We start from the raw sequence: 20,336 nt of genomic DNA on the forward strand, positions 1-20,336 counted from the left end.
GAACCAGCCCATTGCCACGGGTCGGCAAGGGTATATCCAGATATAAAGCAGACTAAGGCTAAAGCCCGCATGGACGTTTCGCCCAAGCGGATTGCGTAAAACGCCGTGTGAATTCCGGTTAAGTGCACGCCGACTAGTGGCCGACGCGCAAAAATTCGGCTTCGGGTCGGCAGCGACGATGCGCTGCCTTAGGGATCAGGCGATGGACTTTGCTGCGCCCAAAAGACCGTGATGCAATGATGCCGCTGACGAGCGGGGCCCGATGATAGCCAATCGATCCTCAGCCAGTTTCCAAAGAAATACACCAAGGTGTTCTGCCGTAGTACGAATTGCGGCGCCAGGCTCCATCGTACGGACCGGGGCGTTGCTCAGTCGTTCGAACAAGTCACACAGGGCTGCACCCTGCACGTCGAAGCGGCACCAGCCATCGGTTTGTTCGACCACCGAGGCGCTGTCGCCCAAGACGGCCTTCAATTCGGAAGCCAGCAATTCGTGGCTGTGATGGGACGCGGTGATCATCCACTGATCCGGGCCCGTCCAGAAGGCGGCATAGTCTGCGGCCTCGGCGGATTGGCCGACACCTGGCAGGGTCAGACCGATCTTGTCGGCCAGCGCCTTTTGCACGGCATCCGCCTGATCGTTGCGCGCCGCGACCGAGGCCAACGCCTGATCCACGACCTCGGTGATAGTGATCGTGCCGACGGTGTCGGTGCGCGGCGTGTCGCCGCCCAGCGGTGTGATGGGTTTCAGTTTATGCACGAAGCTTCTCCCCTTCCGGGTCCACGAAATGAGCGCTGACAATCTCGACCATGACTTCCTGGCCTTCCAGCGGGTTCACCAGACGCAGCTTTTCACCCATCCGGTCCGAGCCGCCTTTGACAAAAGCCAGCCCGATTGAGCTTTGCAGGATCGGCGAATAGGCGGCCGAGGTGACATAGCCCTGATCATGGGCCGCATCGACCGGCCCGGTGGCGTTCATCAGATGGCCGCCCGCAGGCACGCTGTCCTTGGCGTCTACCGGTTTGAGACCGACCAGCGCCAGCGCATCAGGGGTGTTCATCCCCTCACGACGGCTGAGAACATTGCCGATACAGTCCTTCTTGGTGCTGACCATACGCGCCATGCCAAGGTTCAGAGCCGTGGTCGTACCGTTCAGCTCATTGCCGGTCGCATGACCCTTTTCGATCCGCATGACGCCCAAGGCTTCGGTGCCATAGGGCATCACGTCGAACTCTTCGCCCGCCTCCATCAGCGCGCGCATCAGCCCGTCGCCGTAACGTGTGGGCACCGCGATCTCATAGGCCAACTCGCCCGAGAACGAGATGCGGAACAGCCGCGCCCGCAGACCGCCGCAGACGGTGACCTCACCACAGCCCATGAAGGGGAACGCCTCGTTCGAGATGTCGAACTCGGGGTCCACGATCTTTTGCAGCAGCTTGCGGCTGTTGGGACCGGCCACGGCATATTGCGCCCAGGCTTCGGTGGTCGAGATCAGCTGTACGTCCATATCCGGGCACAAGCATTGGCGCACGAATTCCATGTTGCGATAGACCAGAACCGCGTTGGCGGTGGTGGTGGTCACGACAAAATGGTCCTCGGCAAACCGCGCGGCGGTGCCGTCGTCATAGGCAATGCCATCCTCGCGCAGCATCAGGCCATAACGGACCTTGCCCACCGGCAGTTTCGCAAAGGCGTTTGAATAGACCATGTTCAGGAACGCAGCAGCATCCGCGCCCTGCACATCAATCTTGCCCAGCGTGGTCACGTCACACACACCGACCGAGTTTCGGGTCTGCAGAACCTCGCGATCCACCGATTGCCGCCAATGGGTTTCGCCCTTGCGCGGGAACCATTGGGCACGCAGCCAGTTGCCGACCTCGACAAACACGGCACCCTGTTCCTCGGCCCATTTGTGGCTGGGCGTCAGGCGGGTCGGGTGGAAATCCTTGCCCACCGCGCGGCCACCGAACGCACCCATCGCCACCGGCGTATAGGGCGGGCGGAAGATGGTCGTGCCGGTTTCGGGGATGGATTTGCCGGTCAGCTCGGCCATCACTGCCAGCGCGCCCACGTTCGAGGTTTTGCCCTGATCCGTGGCCATGCCCAGCGTGGTATAGCGCTTCAGGTGCTCGACCGAGGTAAAGTTCTCTTGGTGCGCCAGCTTGACGTCCTTGACGGTCACGTCGTTCTGGTAATCCAGCCACGCGCGCTTTGCGCCTTTGACGTGCCAGAACGGGCTGATCGAGACCGGCGCATCTGCCGCAGCGGGCAGATCGGCGGGGGATGCGGTGATCCCCAGATCACCCAGCGCAGTTACAGCCGCAGCCGCGCCACCTAGCAACGCCGCTTCGGTGGTCATCTCACCCTTGGCCGCGCCGGCAACGATCTGACCAACGGGCAGGCCGTCACCCGGAACAAAGGCGTGGATGTCCGCGTTCCAGACCGGGCGACCGCGCTGATGGCAGGTCAGGCCCAGGTTCGGGTTCCAGCCGCCGGACATTGCCAGAGCTTCACAATACAGGTCCGTTGTGTACCCTTTCGCGGTCCGCACCTGAACCGAGGTCAAACCGAGACGGCCCGAGGTGTTGATGATCTCGGCCCCTTTCAGAACCTCGGTACCTTCGACATCCGCAGCATCTGGGCGCGTATCGACAATGGCGGGCACCTTGACGCCCTGCGCCATCAGATCGCGCGCCGTCTGGTGCGCGTGGTCGTTATTGGCAAAGACCACAACCGATTGCGCGGGCGTTGCCGCCCAGCGGTTGGCATAGGCCCGCACCGCGCCGGCCAGCAGGATACCGGGCCGGTCGTTGTTTTCGAACGCGATGGGGCGTTCGATGGCCCCGGTCGCGATCAGCGCACGTTTGGAATAGATGCGCCACAGGGTCTGACGCGGCTTGTCCGCTTCGGGCGCAATCAGGTGGTCCCCGTTGCGTTCGACCGCCCCATAAATGCCGTGGTCATAGGCCCCGAACACGGTCGTGCGCGGCATGACCCGCACGTTATTCATCGACGCCAGCTCACCCAGCGCCTGAGAGACCCAATCCGCGCCAGAGATATCGGCCAGCGCGCCGGTCTCGGCAATCAGACGACCGCCCATGCGGAAATCTTCATCGGCGATAATGACCTGTGCACCCGCGCGCCCAGCTGTCAGCGCCGCCGCCAGACCGGTTGGACCCGCACCGATGATCAGCAGGTCGCAATGCAGGAAGCCCTTGTCATAATGATCGGGATCATCCTGACCGGTCAGGCTGCCCAGACCGGCGGCTTTGCGGATGATGGGCTCATACAGCTTTTCCCAGAACGCCTTGGGCCACATGAATGTCTTGTAGTAAAACCCTGCGGTCAGGAAGTTCGAGAACCGGTCGTTGATCGCCATGAAATCGCGTTCCAGCGACGGCCAGCGGTTCTGCGAATTGGCGCTTAGCCCCTCATACAGCTCAGCCACGGTGGCACGAGTGTTGGGTTCCTGCCGCCCACCCGAGCGCAGCTCGACCAGCGCGTTCGGTTCCTCGCTGCCCGCGGTCAGCGGGCCGCGCGGGCGGTGGTATTTGAACGACCGGCCCATCAGGCGCACACCATTGGCCAGCAGGGCCGAGGCCAGCGTGTCGCCCTGATAGCCCTGATAGGATTTGCCGTCGAAAGTGAAACTCAGGCTGGCGTCACGGTTGATCAGCCCGCCGTTCAGACGATTGCTTTGCGTCATTGTTCTGCCTTTCTGGCCGCCTTGGCGACATCGCGCGCCAGTTCGACATTCAGAATTTCATGCGTCAGCGTGTTACGCGTGACCACCAGCCACGACCGGTCACCCTGTTCGTGATACCAAAGCTCACGGTGTTCCCCCGCAGGGTTGTCGCGCAGGTAGAGATAGTCGTGAAACGCTTGCGCTGCGTCTTCGGCCTGCCAGTCGGGGCGGTTGATCAAGGTCGCGTCACCCAGATAGGTGAATTCCTGTGCGTCGCGCGGACCAAGGAGAGGATGATTGATCAGCATGCTTCCACCTCTGCCCCTTTGTGAATGATGTTGATGTCCCGCACCCGCTGCATCCATTTGGCGCGCAGGTCCTCGCTTGTGGCACCGATGTCATAGGCCGGTGTCGCCAGCGGTTTGCAGGCCGTCACGTTGATTACGACAAAACCCGAAAACTCGGGCTCAAGATCGGGCCAGCGGTTGGTGTAAACCGGGCGCAGCGACGGATAGCGCGGATTGTCGCGCGGTACATAGGTCGCCTCACCCTGAATAAGCAGACCACGACGGGTCAGAATGTCTACGAAATTCACCTCGATCTGCGGGCGTACCGCGATGTTGGCCAGTGTATCCGGCGAGCGAATTTCAGCGAAACTGATCGTGGTGTCGTCATGAACCACGAATGTTCCTTTGGGCGATACGTTCGGATTCCCTTCAGCATCGGCAGTGGCAACAAAGCCCAGATGCCAATGTTCGATCAGATCACGTGCAAACTTATTGATCATGGCCTTGTTCCTTAGTGCAGGTTCGGTTGGGCGCCCTGCCCTTTTTCGTCAATCATGTGCCCGGTCATGAACCGGTCCAGCCGGTAGGCAGTCGCGGTTTCATGCGGACGGTCGGTTTTCAGAAGATGAGCAAAGCAATAGCCAGACGCGGGCGTGGCCTTGAACCCGCCATAGCACCAGCCGCCATTGAAAAAGAGCCCATCAATATGCGTCTTGTCGATAAAGGGTGAGCCGTCCATGGACATATCCATGATCCCACCCCAGCTGCGCAGCAAACGCGCACGACCCAACGCTGGGATCAATGACATACCACTTTCGATCACATCCTCGACCACTGGCAGATTCCCACGTTGGGCATAGGTGTTGTACATGTCGATGTCGCCGCCAAAGACCAGCCCGCCCTTGTCGGACTGGCTGCAATAGAAGTGACCCGCACCATAAGTGATGACGCCCGGAATAAACGGCTTGAGCCCCTCGGACACGAACGCCTGCAACACATGGCTTTCGATGGGCAGCCGCATCCCGGCCTTCTCCATCACGCGGCTGGAACTGCCCGCAACCGCAACACCGACCTTTTTAGCGCCGATGAACCCGCGGCTTGTATCCACGCCCAGGATCTTGCCGTTTTCAATGCGGAAACCCGTCACTTCGCAGTTCTGGATGATATCCACGCCGCGCATATCCGCACCGCGCGCGTATCCCCATGCCACCGCATCGTGGCGCACGGTACCGCCGCGACGGTGCAGCAGGCCACCTTTGATCGGGAACCGGGCGTCGTCGAAATTCAGGAACGGATACATGGCGCGAACGCCTTCGGGATCCAGAAGCTCGGCGTCCGATCCGTTCAGGATCATCGCATTGCCCCGCCGCCGCGCCGCATCGCGCTGCGCATCGGTGTGGACGAGGTTCAGAATACCGCGCTGGCTGACCATCGCGTTGTAATTGAAGTCCTGTTCCAGATTTTCCCACAGCTTCAGCGAGAACTCATAGAACGGCTCATTCCCGTCCAGCAGATAGTTCGAGCGGATAATCGTCGTGTTCCGGCCCACGTTACCGCCACCGATCCAGCCCTTTTCCAAAACGGCAATCCGCGCCTCACCAAATTCCTTGGCCAGGTAATACGCCGTCGCCAAACCATGACCACCACCGCCAACAATCACATAGTCATAGGAATCCGCAGGTGCAGGGTCGCGCCATTGCGGACCCCAGCCTTTGTGGCCGGTTATCGCCTCTTTGAAAAGTCGCAGCGCCGAGTATCGCATGAGGGCTCCTATTGGTTGCTGATGATAATCTACGCAACCGAGCCCAGATTCTTCAGCGTCGGATTCGGACAGAAACAACGCCGGAACCGACAAATATCGGGTTCCCGGGTCCAAAAATATGGAGCTGAACAAACGCTGCGTTCAGAACGGGCACCCCAATGGGGCCGGTCTGGCACCGACATGCATGCATAGAACGCTCAGCCCGCAAGGTGTGGATCAGTCATCGTCCGTCAATCGCCAGACCTCTTGCTCGCCAAAACCGCGGATCGCTTTCGTTCCGGCTGTTTCCAGATTGAAACGATCCTTGAGCACCTGCGCGACCTCGTTCTGAACGGTGATTTCCATCGGCTCGGAAAACTCTTGCAGACGGGAAGCCAGATTTACCGCGGGCCCGAAGATGTCGTAGACATACTTTTGAATTCCAACGACCGAACCGACAACCGAACCCGATGACAGTCCAATGCGACAGCGCCATTGGTGCGGGTGGCTCAGGTTTCGGCGGTTTAGATAGCGGACAAAACGGATTGCTGTATTCGCGATGGCTTTGGCATGGTCAGGTGTGGGGTCGGGCAGACCGGCAACCGTGATATAGGCATCGCCAATCGTTTTGATGCGTTCGCATCCGAATTGCTCACCGATCCGGTCAAACGCACTGTAAATGTCGTTTAGCTCTGTCACCGTGACGCTCGGATCCTGTGAAGCAACCATGTCCGTGAACCCGACGAAATCCAACATCAACACAGACACCGGATCGTAAAGCTGGGGCGTCACCACGCCGAAGGTCTTAAATTCCTCGTAGACAGATCGCGGCATGAGGTTCAGCAGCAGCTTTTCGACCTGCTCTTTTTCACGCTTAAGCTCGCGCGTATTGCGCTCCACCATCATCGAATAGGAATCGATCATGGTTTCCAACTCTTTGATGCGGGTGATATTCTGGCACACAAGAACCAGCACATCATCATGCGCCACGGTGAAATCCAGCGCGATCACCAGTGTCCGGCGTTTTTTCTTGAAACTAATTTCAGAGGTGTAACTCCCACTTTCCAACAGGTTTTGCCGGACCGCGCTTATATCCAAGTCCGGGAAAAGCTGCGGCAACTGGGTTGGCTGATCTTCGTTGCTGAACCAATCTTCGAATGTGTCGTTGCGAAACCCGAACTGAAGAGTTTCGCGGTCCAACAGGGCGACACCCACACCAATCGCGCGCAGCAGTTGTTCATTGATAGCTTCGATAGTCATAAGTTACCCAACAATCAAAGGACGACGTTTGCCGAATTCTGCAACGACGGCTTCAACGTCCTCAATATCCAGGCTGTGTTTGTGCAAAGCGTCCCGCAAAACGGCCTCGAGCTCATCGAAATGCGCGTCACTGATATCCAGATGAGAATGCAGCTGACGCAGTTGGTTATCTGTGTATGACGCGGGTCCACCAAGCAACGAAGCGACAAATTTGGTCTGGTGATCGACCATCCGCGTCATGTCTATGTCGTCGAAAAATGGACCAACCTCATCGTTGTCCAAAAGGATGTCATAAAACGAGATCACGATCTTACTGATCTTCGAAAACCCGCCGTATTTCTCGTAAAGTGTGCGTTCAGCCATGATCTTACCCTTTAAAACTATAACTTATTCCAGATTTTGCCGACCTGTGTTGCCCCGGTTCACGATGTCCCCGGGGCAGTTTTTTCTCAACCGTTTCAGCGGCGCTCGGCTACGATTTCTGCATACTCGGACGCGAGGCACAATGTGTCACCTGTCGAGACGTCAAACTTGGCGACAAGTGTCATTATGTCGTCCTGCAAGGCTTCCTTCCCGACTACATCCAGCGCTTCAAAGGCCTTGTGCATAGGACCATAGAAAGTCCGGAAGTACTCCAAAAAATGTTCGGCGGAACGGTAGCGGAACATAAAGTTCTTCCGTTGGAACGAGCGCACATCGCAGTTGGCTCCAAACGCCTCATCCACCCAATCACGGTCCCCCCAAAGCGCTGGAGAGCTCACGCCTGCAGGCGGCGGCACATGCCGTCCGATTGTCTTGAAAAGCTGGCCAACAAAGCTCTGCGGTGTCCAGTTGGCCATCCCGATCTTGCCGCCCGGCACCACCATGCGCTGAAGTTCAGCTGCAGCTTGCTGTTGGTTGGGCGTGAACATCACACCAAAGGTAGAGACGACAGCGTCGAAGGAATGATCCTGAAATGGAAGGTTCTCGGCGTCGGCGACCTTATAAGTAACAAATAGACCTTCGGCATGCGCACGCTTTTGACTGGCCTCTAACAGGGCCTCGACGTAGTCGGTTGACGTGACATCACAGAAACGTCTTGCGCAGGCCAGTGTGACATTGCCGTTTCCTGCCGCCACATCCAGAACTTTGGCACCGGGTTGCAGGTCCATCGCCTCGGCCAGCTCTTCGCCGGTGATTTGTAGCGTGACGCCGACCTTACTGTAGTCGCCCGATCCCCAAGCCACATTTTGCTTGGCCTTGATCGCGGTGAAATCGGTTGTCGCGTCGATTGATGTTTGAATGCCCATGTTTTCAATCCTTTGAGTTTGTTACCGGAATTCGCCGGTATTGGGTTTCGTTAATTATCGAGTTCTTTTCGTTATGCAGCGGCTTGGCTTGGCCAGCTGAACTTCGCCACAGGTCGTTCGACCCCAGCGATATGTTCAAAGATTCTGGAATTGACCCAGCTTGGCTGGAAAACCGGCGCCATGTGTCCAAGTTCAGGAAGCAAAGCGATCCTTGAATTTGGCAGCGCCTTTGCGATGGCAGCCGAAACATGCTGTGTGATTTCCGGAGACTCCAACCCCATCATCACCAATACCGGCATCTCAAGCTTGCTCAGATCACTCAGCGTCCAGGTTTCAGCGAAACCGTTCGCGAAATCAGCCATGATCGACGAAATCATCCCCGCAAATTTCCATTTGGCCGCGGTGGGAAGACCGCTCCAGAAGCCCCGACCGTTCCAGAAATCCAGGAAATGTTTCATCCCGTCCGCAGCCTCGCCGGTGGCAGCGGCCGCGGTCACCTGCGCAGAAACAAGCTGAATTTGCTGAAACAGACGTTTGTCCGCATCATTGCCGTTTTTCAGAACGTGAAAGGCTGCGGGTTCATAGAGCGTCAGGCTTTTGACCAGATCAGGGCGCATCAATGCAACCTTGATCGCGATACCACCGCCGTTTGAATGGCCCACAAGATGAACAGCGCGTCCCAGGTTTTCAATTTCCCGGATAACCGAGGTCGCGGAAATTGCGGCCCCTTTCTGCGTCGCATCACCTGTCAAAGGCGCTTTGCCGTAGCCAGGCAGATCGAAAGCATGGACCTTAAAACGGCCTTCCAGCTCTGCTTTCAGCTGGCGCCACTGGCCGCTGTTCGACGCGGAAGAATGCAATGCGACGATCGGTGCATTGTCTGCTTCGGAAGATCTAAATGGAATAGTCATTGGATTTACCCATTTGCGTTTTGAATGGGTAAAATCTGACTTTTCATTGTTTCAGGGCGATGTCTTTTGGGGGCGTTTAATGTTTCATTTGTACTATGTGAAGCAGGTCACACAGCCATGAAAGCGCTTAGAAAATATAAAGAATCTGCAATCGGAAATCTTGGCTCATTTCTGGCCTGAAACAATTGAAACGTTTGGGCGATAAATACGAAAAGCACTGCAACACAAGGCGGCGAACAGCACGAGACATACAACACAAGCCGTTACGCGCAGGACGCAGCGCTTGATGGTTTGTGGCGAAAGTCGCTTGGTTTGTACTTTAGAAATCGCGCAGGTTTTAGCAGCAGGTGATAGACTTGCGTCTGAAGAGCGCGTTTATTTTGGATCGTAAAGATAGCCGATCCCACGAACGGTTCTGATAACCTCGGGCTTCTCGGGGTTCGTTTCCAGTTTTCGGCGCAGGCGCGAAATCCGGATATCTATGCTCCGGTCAAAAGGGTCCCATGAGCGGTCATGGGCCTGTTCCAACAGTTGATCCCTGTTCAAAACGCGCCCTTTGTTTTCGGCGAAAACCTTCAACAGGCTGTATTCCATCGCTGTCAGTTGAATCTCAGACCCGTCCGACGCCAAGAGTTTGGCGCCCTCCAGGTCCAGCGTGCAATCACCGAATACAGCAGTCTGACCTTCTGATTTTTCAGGGCTTGCGTCATTATTGATCGCACTACGCCGGATAACAGCTTTTATGCGTGCCTCTAGCTCACGTAGGTCAACGGGTTTGCCCAGGTAGTCATCTGCTCCCATTTCCAAACCGATGATCCTGTCCACCACGTCGCCCGCCGCGGTCAACATAATGACAGGTGTCGTGTTTTCGGGACGCAGAGACCTTAGAATGGAAAGACCATCTTCCTTGGGCATGTTGATGTCCATAATCATGACATCCACCGTATCGGCTGCAATAATCTGCCGAAGCTCCTGCCCGCCCGAAACCGCCGAAACCTTGTAACCCCGTTTGCCCAGGTATTCCTGCAGCATATCGCGCACATCGACCTCGTCGTCACAAACCAGGATATGAGTTTCTTGGTTATCCATCTGCTGTGTCCTTCTGGTCGGCGATGAGTTGCCCGACAAGTTGTCTGAGTTCAAAGGGTGAAACGGGTTTCTCAAGGTAAGGCAGGCCAGATTCTCTGAGCAAAGTCAGAGAGCTCTTTCCCATGGTGTCCCCGGTGACATAGGCGGTTCTGGCCAACATCTCCGGCAAATGGCTTTTCAGTGTTTCGTAGATACGGCGGCCATCAACGCCCGGCATGTTCAGATCACTGATAAGCGCGTCATATTTGTTCTTCAAAAGGCGGCGGAGGGCTTCTTCACCAGAGGTTACAAACTCAACGTCAAAGCCTTCTTTGCGCAGAATTTCGGCGTTCAGCTCGCCGACGTCGGCCTCGTCATCGACAACAAGTATCTTGCGGTTTTCAACCGGTGGAACCTGTGCCGCGGGTTCTTCCGGGTCAGGCTTTTGCCCCATCGCAATGGGCAATAAAATTCGGAAACAGGTTCCCACGCCATCGTTGGGATCCAACCTGATCTGCCCGCCATGCGAAAGAATGATGCGGTGACAGAAGGCCAGACCAATACCCGTTCCCTCGCCCACGTCCTTGGTCGTGAAAAACGGCTCAAAGATACGGGCGCGAATGGCTTTGGGAATGCCGGGGCCATTGTCCTTGACCTGCACTTCAACCATTTCGCTGTCCGGTTTAGCCGAGGCGGACAATTCTATCAGATCACCTTTGCCCGAGGCGTTCATGGCCTGTTCAGCATTGATAATCAGGTTGATAACAACCTGCGTAATCTGATCCGCGTCTGCCGCAATGCGCGGCAGTCCAGTTGGCAGGTTTTGCCGGATCGTGATGTCGCTTGTCTTTCGTCCGTATCCAACGACGTCAGCGGCGGTTTCGATCACACCGACCAGATCAACCTGTTCGATCTTGCTGGGTTTCTGACGCGCCATCGCCAGAAAGGTCTTGACGATTTTGGCACAGCGCTCAGCCGCGCTGCTGATCTTTTCGATCCGGACCATCAGATCGGGATCGGCGATCTCTTCCTTCAGCATCAGGGAATGACCGACGACAACGGAAAGTGGGTTATTCAACTCATGCGCCACACCGGCCAACAGCTCACCCAAGGCCGACATCTTCTCATTCTGGAAAAGCAGTTCTCGCTGGCTTGAAAGTTCTTCCTCGATCGCCAGTTCGTCTGTCAAATCCCGCGTATTCGAGATGATGACTTCTTCGCCGTTGAATTCGATCAGCCGAGAGGAATCCGATGCCCAGAATTTTCGCCCGTTGGCATCAACGAACTCAACCCGACGGTCCTTGAGCGACCCAGCTGCGCGAAGCTCTTTCAGGTATCGTTCGCGTTCCGTTGGGTCGGCATAGTATGACTTCGAACTCGAGGCGTCCCCAAAAAGCGCTTTGATCTCAGGCGTCGCAAACAAAACTTCGCCCGTCTCGGCATTCGTCATGTTGATCGCTGCGGGATACGAGGCCATGACCTGCCGGATCAAAGCATCGGCCTCTTTTTGCACGGTCAAATCGACAATGCTGGTAACGATGACCTCTTCACCCTTGTAATCGATAAGTTGCGAGGAAATGGATGCTGGGAACGCCTTGCCATCAGCGTTCAAAAGGTCGAGCTTATAGTCATCGACGCGACCGTCCGCCAATAGCACCGTTATAAAGTCGGCTCGTTCTTCGGGGTTGAGGTAATGCTCTTTTGCGGACTTTGATGGCCCGAACATCTGCAAGGCAGCCGGGGTCCGGTAAAGAATCTGGCCATCACCAACACGTGCCATGGTCACAATAGCAGAGCTGGAATCCAGCACTTTTCGGATCAGCAGGTCGCCGTCACGTTCTTCGTTTTCGGCTCGTTTTCTTTCAGTTATGTCTTCTCGCGTGACAACAAAACCGCCCAATTTGGTCGGATGGACCGAGACCAGATACGTTCGACCGTCTGTCTCTGTGAGTTCATAATCCTGAATAAACTCAATGCCATTGGCGAGACGATCAGAAACCCATTTCTCTTCATTTCCGATTGCCCCGGCGTAAATACCCCGGCGCGCGGTCTCACGCATGAGGATTTCCCAGTCCAAACCCGGCTTTAGCAGATCAGCGACGCCCTTATTCATGTCTGCATAGCGCTGATTGAACATCACAAGGCGGCGATCATCGTCGTAAAGGGCAAAACCTTCTTTCAAGGACTCAATAGCGTCGCGCAGCAAATCTCGCGCTCTTTCGATTTCTGCAAAATCGTTCGCCATATCCTTGGTCATCCCGAATTTCTAAAACGCGCGTGTTTCAAAGCTATTTCAAAACGTAAATCTCGTGTTTCAATTGTTTCACAAGACTTCTTTTTGAGCCAGTCATACAGGTGGCACAGAGAACTTAGTCAACGGGATGATTGACCAAGCAGATCGTGAAAACGCTGTAACGCCTAAAGGCGAAAGCTTTCAAACACTACTTTTTGTCAGTGCTTGCGACCGCTCGCCAGCCTTGCGCCGGCGGGTTTTCAAGCAACTCCTTGGCGCGTGTCTTCATGACGACCGAGGCCGGATCCCCACCACGCTCATGATCAGCAGCTTCAAAAGCTTTGACTGCCTCTTCAAACCGACCCGCCCGGTAATACGCCAGACCCTGCTCGTAAGAGCCAATCCAAGTATGTCCGCCGTCAAACGCATCCGCCATAGCGATCAGCTCATAAACGATCAGCTCTTCTGAACGACCAAAGACGGTCAAAGTGTCCAGCTCACGCACGATAATCGTTTCGGCCGCCTCATGCCGCGTCTCAGGTCCGATCAGGATTTGAGAACCATAGTCCTTATTGGCACCTTCCAGACGGCTGGCAACGTTCACCACATCACCGATCGCGGTATAGTTCAGACGTTGCTCAGACCCGATATTCCCCACCAGCGCTTCACCGCTGTTCAAGCCGATCCTGACACGAAGGGGATTGCCCGCCTCATCTACAATTCCGGCTTCGTCCACGGCGGTGACAAGGTCCAGTGCTGCCCGGCAGGCGTTCTCAGCATGATGAACATCTTTGCGCGGCGCCCCCCAGAACGCCATCACTGCATCGCCCATGAATTTGTCGATTGTTCCATCATGCCGCGTAATAGCTGCCGATGCCGCGCTGAAAAACGGTTCCATCAGCTGGACGATTTGAGGTCCGAGTTTTTCGGACAGTCCCGTGAAGCCGGTGACATCGCAAAACAGCACCGATATCTGCTTCATATCCCCGCCGGGCTGCGTCTTGATACCTTCGGCAACCAGCATTCGAACAAGATCGGTCGGCACGTATTTGCGGAACGCCGACAGGCCTGCTGCCATGCTGGCGGTCGCTGCAGACAGATTGGCCAGTTCCGACAGGTTGGACGGTCTGCGCGAGATACGTTCAACGTCAAATCGTTCAATCCGGCCAAGGTCTTCGGCAATGCGCGCAAGCGGGTTGGCGACCACGCGGCGGACCAGCCAAATCGCAGAACTAATCGCAAGAACAACCACGCCAATCAGAATGTAAAGGAGGTTGATCAACGTCTCATCAATGCCGGAAAGGAACGCAGATTCCGGGATAACTGTGGCCACCCGCCATCCGTAAAAGCCCAAGGGTGTCAGGGCGACAGCATAGGGCACGTCATCTATCACGACCCGCTTTGTCTGACTGCCTGAAACCTTGGTCTTGGGATCGCCCAGTAAAGTCTCACCCGAGATCATAGCGACTTCGTAGAGCTCACCCTCACCCATCCGGGCAGGTGTCACCTCGTCCGCTTCCGCATCTGGTACCGCGATCACCTTGCCATTTGCATCGAGAATAAAGGCAGCACCAAATTCGCCCGGATGCAAGGTCGCCAGGAACCGCGAGATCCGGTCCGTTTCAATTGCAACTGCCAAAACACCCTGCCGTGTACGGTTTACGTCAACAGGCCCGGCAAAGGCATACACCGTCTTATCACTGCCCGGCAGATCGCGCGCTTCGATCCATCCCTGGGAATTCAGGCCCATGAAGTTTCCAAACCACGCATGGTCACGCGGGTCATAATCGGTTTCGGAAAAAGACCGTTCTTCGAACTGAATATCCCCGGGAATGAAGATGTAGCGATCCGTGCGCAACTTCCGGTCATGGATGTTTTCGTCGATTTCTATCATCTCAAGCCCGCCATCACCCAAACGGTGCGAGGCGAAAAAGTTCCCGTCGGGCCAACCGAAGAACATCCACGAGATACTCGGTTGAGCCTGCAATTGAGACAGAAAGACAAACTCGCGTTTATCCGCCTCGCGCGTTTCGATCACGTTCTGCACAAAGATTGTTCGCACGGCTGCCCACGCTGCCTCGGCAGACCTGAGCGATGCGCCGACTTCTATGCGGACCGTGTTCGCAATCTGGCTGTTGATCTCAGCCGCCAACATACGGCTGTTATCACGCGCAGTTGTCCACCAAAGGGAATGAACAATGAACGTTGAAACACCGATAGAAAACGCAACCAGAATTGAAACAGCGATGCCTACGCTGACTCGCATGAAAGCTCCGCGAAAAACGACAGATGCGCCAGTATTGAAGTGAGCCGACAGAGAGAGCAAAGGTTACTTTGCCGCAGGCCGAAAATCTCACGCAACTGTTAGGTTACGTCAACAATCTTAGCGCTAACCTCGATGGAAAAGCACTCGGGGAGGTCTTTTCCTAACGATTTCAGATAGGTCTGCGTCGCATGTGCAGTCCATATCTTACAGATTGAAACGCAGCTGAAGGCCAGTTTTTGCACAAGCAAAAACCGGCCAACTCAACCGCCAATAGCCTTGTCTATAGCCCACTTATGCGGGTCGCGTCCACGCGACACCGGGCCCAAGAGTATACCCCCAAGGCAGCCCTGCATTCCGCCAACCGTTCAAAGCCCTTACTCCGTTTGCGTCGCGGTCGCCTTCGAACCCTTCCACGAGGTTCCAGACATTCGTATAGCCCGCTTGAATTAGCTGACGCGCAGCGACGGCTGATCGCGCGCCGGATCGGCAGGTTACGAAGATTGCTGCGTCTTTTGTTTTTCCGCTTGTTTCAAGCAATGCATTGAATTCCTGTACGACATTGGGGTTATTGACCATTCGGTACTGCCCACTGTTGGGATCAACCGTATGGGTCACAATTGCCAAGGGGATGATCTTGTCCAGACCTTGTGGGTGCCCAACGAACGAAATCTCGACAGGGTCGCGCACATCAACGAACAGAATGTCCGGATTTCGGCGCAATGCGGCGTGGGCGTCATGCGGCGTCAAGTACAACCCAAGCGGGGTGCGCTGTCGGTCTTTCAGCTTTGCCGGATCAACCGCTGTGTTGATCTGACTTGCTGCTACCGCGATTGTTGCAGGCCCCGCCAAGGCACCTGCAACACCTAACTTAAGAACCGCGCGACGAGACGGGCCAAGTGCTCCATTCATCGTCCGGCCTCCTTGTCAGTGCAAAGGCCCAGCATCGCATAGATCGGACAGAATTTGACAAAGGCCGTCACGACCAAAATCGCCCCCAGCCAACCCCAAATACCGATTGTGCCAGTAACCGAAAGAAGGATCAGTACGGACCCCAATATCAAGCGTGCCAGACGATCGAACGTTCCTACATTAGATGAGATTTGCATAATCGACTCTCCTCGTTTGTCTGAAGAGAGAGTCGCAGATTGCGGCCTGACTTAATGTGACGCGGTCACACAGTTTCGCGTCGGCTCAGCCGTTTTAGCGACACGATATCGTGAACGTGAATGACGCCCCGCTCCAGCCGAACCCATCCTCGCCGTTCGAAATCCTTGAGGATACGGGACATGACTTCACGCGCACTGCCAAGTTCTGTTGCGATGCGTTGGTGGGTTGTGTGAATCTCATTTTCTGTACTGCTTTGATCAACCAGCCATTGAGCCAGTTTCTGGTCCATACGATTGAGAAGCAGATCGTCAATAACCTCGGACATCTCTACAATGCGTTGCGAGAAAGCGGCGAAAACAGCAGCCCGGAAATCGGCATCTGCGGCCAGCAGCGCATTGAACCGTTCGCGTCCGATCGCCAGCGCAGTCACCTGCCCTTCGGCATAGCCGAAGCCAGAATAGGGCGTGTCGGCCAGCATACACGAGGTCGTCATAACGCAGCTATCGTGGGGTCCGACCCTGTATAAAACGACCGTGCGACCAGACGGCCCGGTTTGTTCCACCCGCACGACACCAGACAAGACGATCAGAAACACCTCGCCATAGGCGCCCGGGGCGAATAGTTCGGCGCCATCCGGGATATCCAAGCGGGTGCTCTCGCCCGCAAGCCGATCCAGAATGGCATCCGTCCAGTTATGCTCTGCCACAATCACGTCTCCGTTTCACCAGATACCGCTTAGCAGCAAACAAGTGCAGAGCAAAATCCCGTCTCACGACAACGCGAACAACAACGATCAGTTCATGGCAGGCTGAGCTTTGCCATCCGACCACCATCAACCGTATAGACCTGCCCGGTGATGAACCCACTTTCTTCGGCGGCCAAAAACGCGGCCAGTGCCGCAACCTCTTCCGGCTTACCAGTTCGGGCAACCGGATGGATTTTACCGATATCACGGCGGAACGCGTCCGGATCGGGCATGGAGTCGATAAAATCCAGGTTCAACTCTGTATCGATCCAGCCCGGCGCGATTGCATTGCAACGAATACCCTCGGCTCCGTGGTCCACGGCCACTGCGCGCGTCAAGCCATGTAATCCGGCTTTGGAGGCACAATAGGCGGCATGACCCGGATTGCTGCCCAACCCTTCAATCGAGCCGGTATTGACGATGCTGCCACGCGTTTTTCGCAAATGCGGCAAGGCGGCCTGAATCATCAGGAACGGCGCGGTCAGGTTAACCATAAGGTTTCTGTGCCAGTCCGACAGACCCATATCCTCGACGCGCGCTTCCTGCATCATCCCGGCGTTATTGACCAGCACGTCCAGTTGCCCGGCGCGGGCAATCACTTCGGCCACGACTTGCGCGGGCGAGGCTGGGTCAGTGAAATCGGCAGAGATCCCTTCGAACCGATCATCTGATCCACGTTGCGCTGTGAAAACGCTCGCGCCTTCGTTGGTCAGACGTTCTGCGATGGCTTGTCCAATGCCTGAACGACCACCGGTAACAAGCGCGACCTTGTTCTCAAACCGTCTCATGCGACCGGCTTTCCACCGTTGACCTCGACCAATGTGCCACACATGTAGCGGGCCGCATCGGAAGCCAAGAAAAGAACGACGTCTGCAATGTCATCCGGTTCTGCAATCCGGCCCAGTGGCACCGTTTGGCCCAACTCAGCCACGGCCTTATCGGGATCAAACCCCCGCTTTGCAAAGCCTGACCTCAACATGGGGGTGTTCACCTCATTGGGGCAAACGGCGTTGATGCGTATGCCCTGGTGCGCATGATCCATCCCCATACATTCCGTCAAAGACGCAATCGCCGCCTTGGTCATGCAGTAAAGCGCATGGTTCGGACCCGGAGCTTTACCACCCCAGCAAGACGCCGTGTTTACGATGGCTCCTCCTCCGGTTTCGGCCATCAAAGGGATTGCGGCGCGACAAATCCGAAACGGGGCCTCGACATTCACGCCCATGGACAGGGCCCAATCCGCGTCCGAGGTTTCGGTGACCGGGCCACGAGTGATAACGCCTGCATTGTTTATGACGATATCCAGCCCCCCCAATACCTGTTGCGCGTTAACGGCCAGTTGGTCGCTGTAGTTTGGATCCAGCAGATCACCCGGCAGGTGTGCCTCGGCCTCAATTCCGTCAGTGGACCGATCAGCGACAGCCACCTGCGCACCTTTTGCCCGCAGTTGTTTGACAATGGCCAGCCCGATACCCCCGGCCGCGCCAGTCACCAAGGCTTTCTTATCCTGAAACATGCTTACTCTTCCCAGCTTGCTACGGCCTGTCCCAGCAGGTCCCGGTTCATTGTAACGCCTAGGCCAGGTGCGTCGGGGGGCAGCACACCTCCGTCTTCGATGGGCGCGTCAAACGCTCCGGTCTGGATGGTCACCATATCGCGCGGGTCCAACACACAGCGCAGCAGACGTTCTGGAACTGTCGCACCCATATGGAAAATCGAAGCCGCGGACAGGGTCGAGCCGACCGTATCCTGTACGCTGATCGTCAAGCCCGCGGCACGGCAAATATCGCGGTGGCGACGCGCATGGGTCAGACCACCCGCTTTCGAGATCTTAAGGCCGATCCCATCCGCCACATCCAGCGCCACAAGTTTAGCTATGTCACCATCGTCCTGCGCCAACTCATCCAGAATGATCGGCACGTCACACCGCTGACGCAGCGAAAGGGTCTCGCGCCACGTGGCGCACGGCGCTTCGAGCACGAAATCCAAACCATCGGGCAGAGCGCGCAGCATTCGCAGTGCCGTTTCGGGGATCAGACCGCCATTGGCGTCGACAAGGAAATACTCACCCGGCTGACGATCCGCCAACGACGCAGCAATCCGTTCAGCATCCAGCGCCGGACCACCCTCAGAGTCCATAGCGCCCACCTTGATCGAATGACCCATGTAACCCTTGGCACGGTGCTCAGCGACGCGGGCGCGCATATCCTCGGGTGTTCCTGCGTAAATCGAACTAATCGCAGGCAGACGGTTACCCGTTGCGCCACCCAGCAGTTTGTACACTGGCAAGGCTACGGATTTACCGAACAGATCCCAACAGGCAAGATCAATCGCCGATTTGGCATGGTTGTGACCCAGCAAGGCCTCGTCCATTGCGTCATTGATCCGGTCGACGTCGCGCGGATCGCGGCCAATCAGATAGGGCGCGATCTCTTCGACACCTGCACGCGCGCCTTTTGCATGCGCTGCGATATAGTTGGGCCCAAACGGGGTGGACTCCCCCCAGCCTTCGGTTCCATCCTGCGCGGTTACGCACACGATGATACTGTCAAAACCCGTATAGATCCGCCCACCCGACAATTCGTAAGATCCACCGGCATAAGGCAGATGCAGTTCAAAAAGCTCGATTTTTTTTGTCTTCATGATGACACCCGCGGTGGGATCAGCACCAGCTGTCCTGTGTGTTTCTTGGCAAGAAAGTCTTCTTGCGCCGTGGCGATTTCATTAAGCGGATAAGTCTTGGCAACCACGGGGCGGATTTCCCCGGCTTCTATGTATTTCACGAGGTTTTCGAACACGATGTCTTCTTGGAACGTGCAACCAAACAATGTGAGGTCCTTGAGGTACAAGGTGCGCACATCAATCTCGCAGATCGGCCCCGCGATCGCTCCGGCGGTAGCATAACGCCCACCCCGACGCAGCACATCCAGCAAGCTGGGCCATTGCGGTCCTGCAACCATATCAACAACAACGTCTACCGACCCTTCGCCTAACTCAGCTACCAAATCTGCGTTTCGGTCCAGAATTTGATCGGCCCCCAGGGCACGGACGGCCTCGGCTTTTGCTGGGGAACACAAGGCGATGACATGCGCTCCGCGTCGTTTGGCCAGTTGGACAGCTGCCGAGCCTACCCCGCCCGAAGCCCCGGTGATCAGCACGGTTTCCGCGCCCAGGTTTGCCCGGTGCAGCATCCCTTCGGCTGTGGAATAGGCACAGGGGATTGCGGCAAGCTCCACATCGTCCCAATCACAGTTTACCGCGTGGGTTTCCTGCGCTGGGGCCACACAGAATTGCGCAAAACCGCCATCGCATTCGCTGCCGATGGTCCAGCATTCATAGGGGCGGTAATCGACGTAGGTACGCAGCATGTTTCGCACGATTACACGCTCACCAATTCGAGCCAGGTCTACGCCCTCTCCGACCGCGGCGACATAACCGCAGACGTCTGCTCCCTGAATGCGTGGGAAGGTTAACGGTGTACCGGACCAACTGGCATCCGCGTCATTGACCGTGTCAAAGCCCGAAGCACCGCCCTTGTTGGTGTCTTCGGTAACTGCCTTTGAATACCAGCCGATACGGGTGTTGATGTCGGTATTGTTGACACCTGCTGCAGCCACGCGGATCAACACCTCTCCGGCACGGGGCTGGGGGATTTGCACGTCCGTGCGGTACTCGAGCATTTCGATACCGCCATGGCCTGTAAGCTGAACAGCATGCATGGTTTCGGGGATCATCATGTTCTCC

The 20,336-nt window shown here is 56.5% G+C and carries 19 protein-coding genes; all 19 read right to left on the reverse strand.

The window, feature by feature from the left end:
* Window positions 1-195: 195 nt before the first annotated feature.
* A complete protein-coding gene (locus tag ACR0DG_RS11645) occupies window positions 196-759 on the reverse strand; it encodes a sarcosine oxidase subunit gamma (protein ID WP_480697185.1) in 564 nt (187 codons plus the stop codon).
* Window positions 752-3,706 (reverse strand): sarcosine oxidase subunit alpha family protein, encoded by a 2,955-nt coding sequence (locus ACR0DG_RS11650; RefSeq protein ID WP_480697183.1) that lies wholly within the window; start codon window positions 3,704-3,706, stop codon window positions 752-754. Before ACR0DG_RS11650 ends, ACR0DG_RS11645 begins: the two co-directional genes overlap by 8 nt.
* Entirely contained in the window at window positions 3,703-3,993 is a 291-nt protein-coding gene (locus ACR0DG_RS11655) for a sarcosine oxidase subunit delta (RefSeq protein ID WP_480654488.1), read from the reverse strand. Before ACR0DG_RS11655 ends, ACR0DG_RS11650 begins: the two co-directional genes overlap by 4 nt.
* A complete protein-coding gene (locus ACR0DG_RS11660; protein ID WP_480697181.1) occupies window positions 3,987-4,472 on the reverse strand; it encodes a pyridoxamine 5'-phosphate oxidase family protein in 486 nt (161 codons plus the stop codon). Before ACR0DG_RS11660 ends, ACR0DG_RS11655 begins: the two co-directional genes overlap by 7 nt.
* Before the next feature lie 11 nt (window positions 4,473-4,483).
* Window positions 4,484-5,734: a sarcosine oxidase subunit beta family protein gene (locus ACR0DG_RS11665; protein WP_480697179.1), complete on the reverse strand. Its 1,251-nt coding sequence runs from the start codon at window positions 5,732-5,734 to the stop codon at window positions 4,484-4,486.
* Between the two features lie 216 nt (window positions 5,735-5,950).
* Complete coding sequence (locus ACR0DG_RS11670; RefSeq protein ID WP_480697177.1) at window positions 5,951-6,973, reverse strand: adenylate/guanylate cyclase domain-containing protein; 1,023 nt, start codon at window positions 6,971-6,973, stop codon at window positions 5,951-5,953.
* Window positions 6,974-6,976: 3 nt separating this feature from the next.
* On the reverse strand, window positions 6,977-7,336 hold the full coding sequence (locus ACR0DG_RS11675) for a group I truncated hemoglobin (RefSeq protein WP_480697175.1): 360 nt from the start codon (window positions 7,334-7,336) through the stop codon (window positions 6,977-6,979).
* Window positions 7,337-7,431: 95 nt separating this feature from the next.
* Complete coding sequence (locus ACR0DG_RS11680; RefSeq protein ID WP_480697173.1) at window positions 7,432-8,262, reverse strand: class I SAM-dependent methyltransferase; 831 nt, start codon at window positions 8,260-8,262, stop codon at window positions 7,432-7,434.
* Window positions 8,263-8,333: 71 nt separating this feature from the next.
* Window positions 8,334-9,173, reverse strand: coding sequence for an alpha/beta fold hydrolase (locus ACR0DG_RS11685; protein WP_480697171.1), 840 nt, complete (start codon window positions 9,171-9,173; stop codon window positions 8,334-8,336).
* A 375-nt stretch (window positions 9,174-9,548) separates the two neighbouring features.
* A complete protein-coding gene (locus ACR0DG_RS11690) occupies window positions 9,549-10,262 on the reverse strand; it encodes a response regulator (protein WP_480697169.1) in 714 nt (237 codons plus the stop codon).
* The gene (locus ACR0DG_RS11695; RefSeq protein ID WP_480697167.1) at window positions 10,255-12,498 is read right to left on the reverse strand and encodes a hybrid sensor histidine kinase/response regulator; all 2,244 of its coding nucleotides are present in this window, start codon (window positions 12,496-12,498) and stop codon (window positions 10,255-10,257) included. Before ACR0DG_RS11695 ends, ACR0DG_RS11690 begins: the two co-directional genes overlap by 8 nt.
* A 184-nt stretch (window positions 12,499-12,682) precedes the next feature.
* The gene (locus ACR0DG_RS11700; protein WP_480697165.1) at window positions 12,683-14,740 is read right to left on the reverse strand and encodes an adenylate/guanylate cyclase domain-containing protein; all 2,058 of its coding nucleotides are present in this window, start codon (window positions 14,738-14,740) and stop codon (window positions 12,683-12,685) included.
* A 291-nt stretch (window positions 14,741-15,031) separates the two neighbouring features.
* The gene (locus ACR0DG_RS11705) at window positions 15,032-15,649 is read right to left on the reverse strand and encodes a rhodanese-like domain-containing protein (RefSeq protein ID WP_480697163.1); all 618 of its coding nucleotides are present in this window, start codon (window positions 15,647-15,649) and stop codon (window positions 15,032-15,034) included.
* The gene (locus ACR0DG_RS11710) at window positions 15,646-15,846 is read right to left on the reverse strand and encodes a YgaP family membrane protein (protein ID WP_480697161.1); all 201 of its coding nucleotides are present in this window, start codon (window positions 15,844-15,846) and stop codon (window positions 15,646-15,648) included. The genes ACR0DG_RS11705 and ACR0DG_RS11710 overlap by 4 nt, the downstream gene beginning before the upstream one ends.
* Before the next feature lie 65 nt (window positions 15,847-15,911).
* A complete protein-coding gene (locus ACR0DG_RS11715; protein WP_480697159.1) occupies window positions 15,912-16,553 on the reverse strand; it encodes a Crp/Fnr family transcriptional regulator in 642 nt (213 codons plus the stop codon).
* A gap of 92 nt (window positions 16,554-16,645) precedes the next feature.
* Window positions 16,646-17,380 (reverse strand): SDR family NAD(P)-dependent oxidoreductase, encoded by a 735-nt coding sequence (locus ACR0DG_RS11720; RefSeq protein ID WP_480697157.1) that lies wholly within the window; start codon window positions 17,378-17,380, stop codon window positions 16,646-16,648.
* Complete coding sequence (locus ACR0DG_RS11725; RefSeq protein ID WP_480697155.1) at window positions 17,377-18,108, reverse strand: SDR family NAD(P)-dependent oxidoreductase; 732 nt, start codon at window positions 18,106-18,108, stop codon at window positions 17,377-17,379. Before ACR0DG_RS11725 ends, ACR0DG_RS11720 begins: the two co-directional genes overlap by 4 nt.
* Before the next feature lie 2 nt (window positions 18,109-18,110).
* Window positions 18,111-19,235 carry a mandelate racemase/muconate lactonizing enzyme family protein gene (locus ACR0DG_RS11730; protein ID WP_480697153.1) on the reverse strand — a complete coding sequence of 375 codons (1,125 nt, stop codon included), beginning with the start codon at window positions 19,233-19,235 and terminating at the stop codon, window positions 18,111-18,113.
* On the reverse strand, window positions 19,232-20,326 hold the full coding sequence (locus ACR0DG_RS11735) for an alcohol dehydrogenase family protein (protein WP_480697151.1): 1,095 nt from the start codon (window positions 20,324-20,326) through the stop codon (window positions 19,232-19,234). Before ACR0DG_RS11735 ends, ACR0DG_RS11730 begins: the two co-directional genes overlap by 4 nt.
* Window positions 20,327-20,336 lie beyond the last annotated feature (10 nt).

The sequence above is a fragment of the Ruegeria sp. BG8 genome (assembly GCF_056538325.1).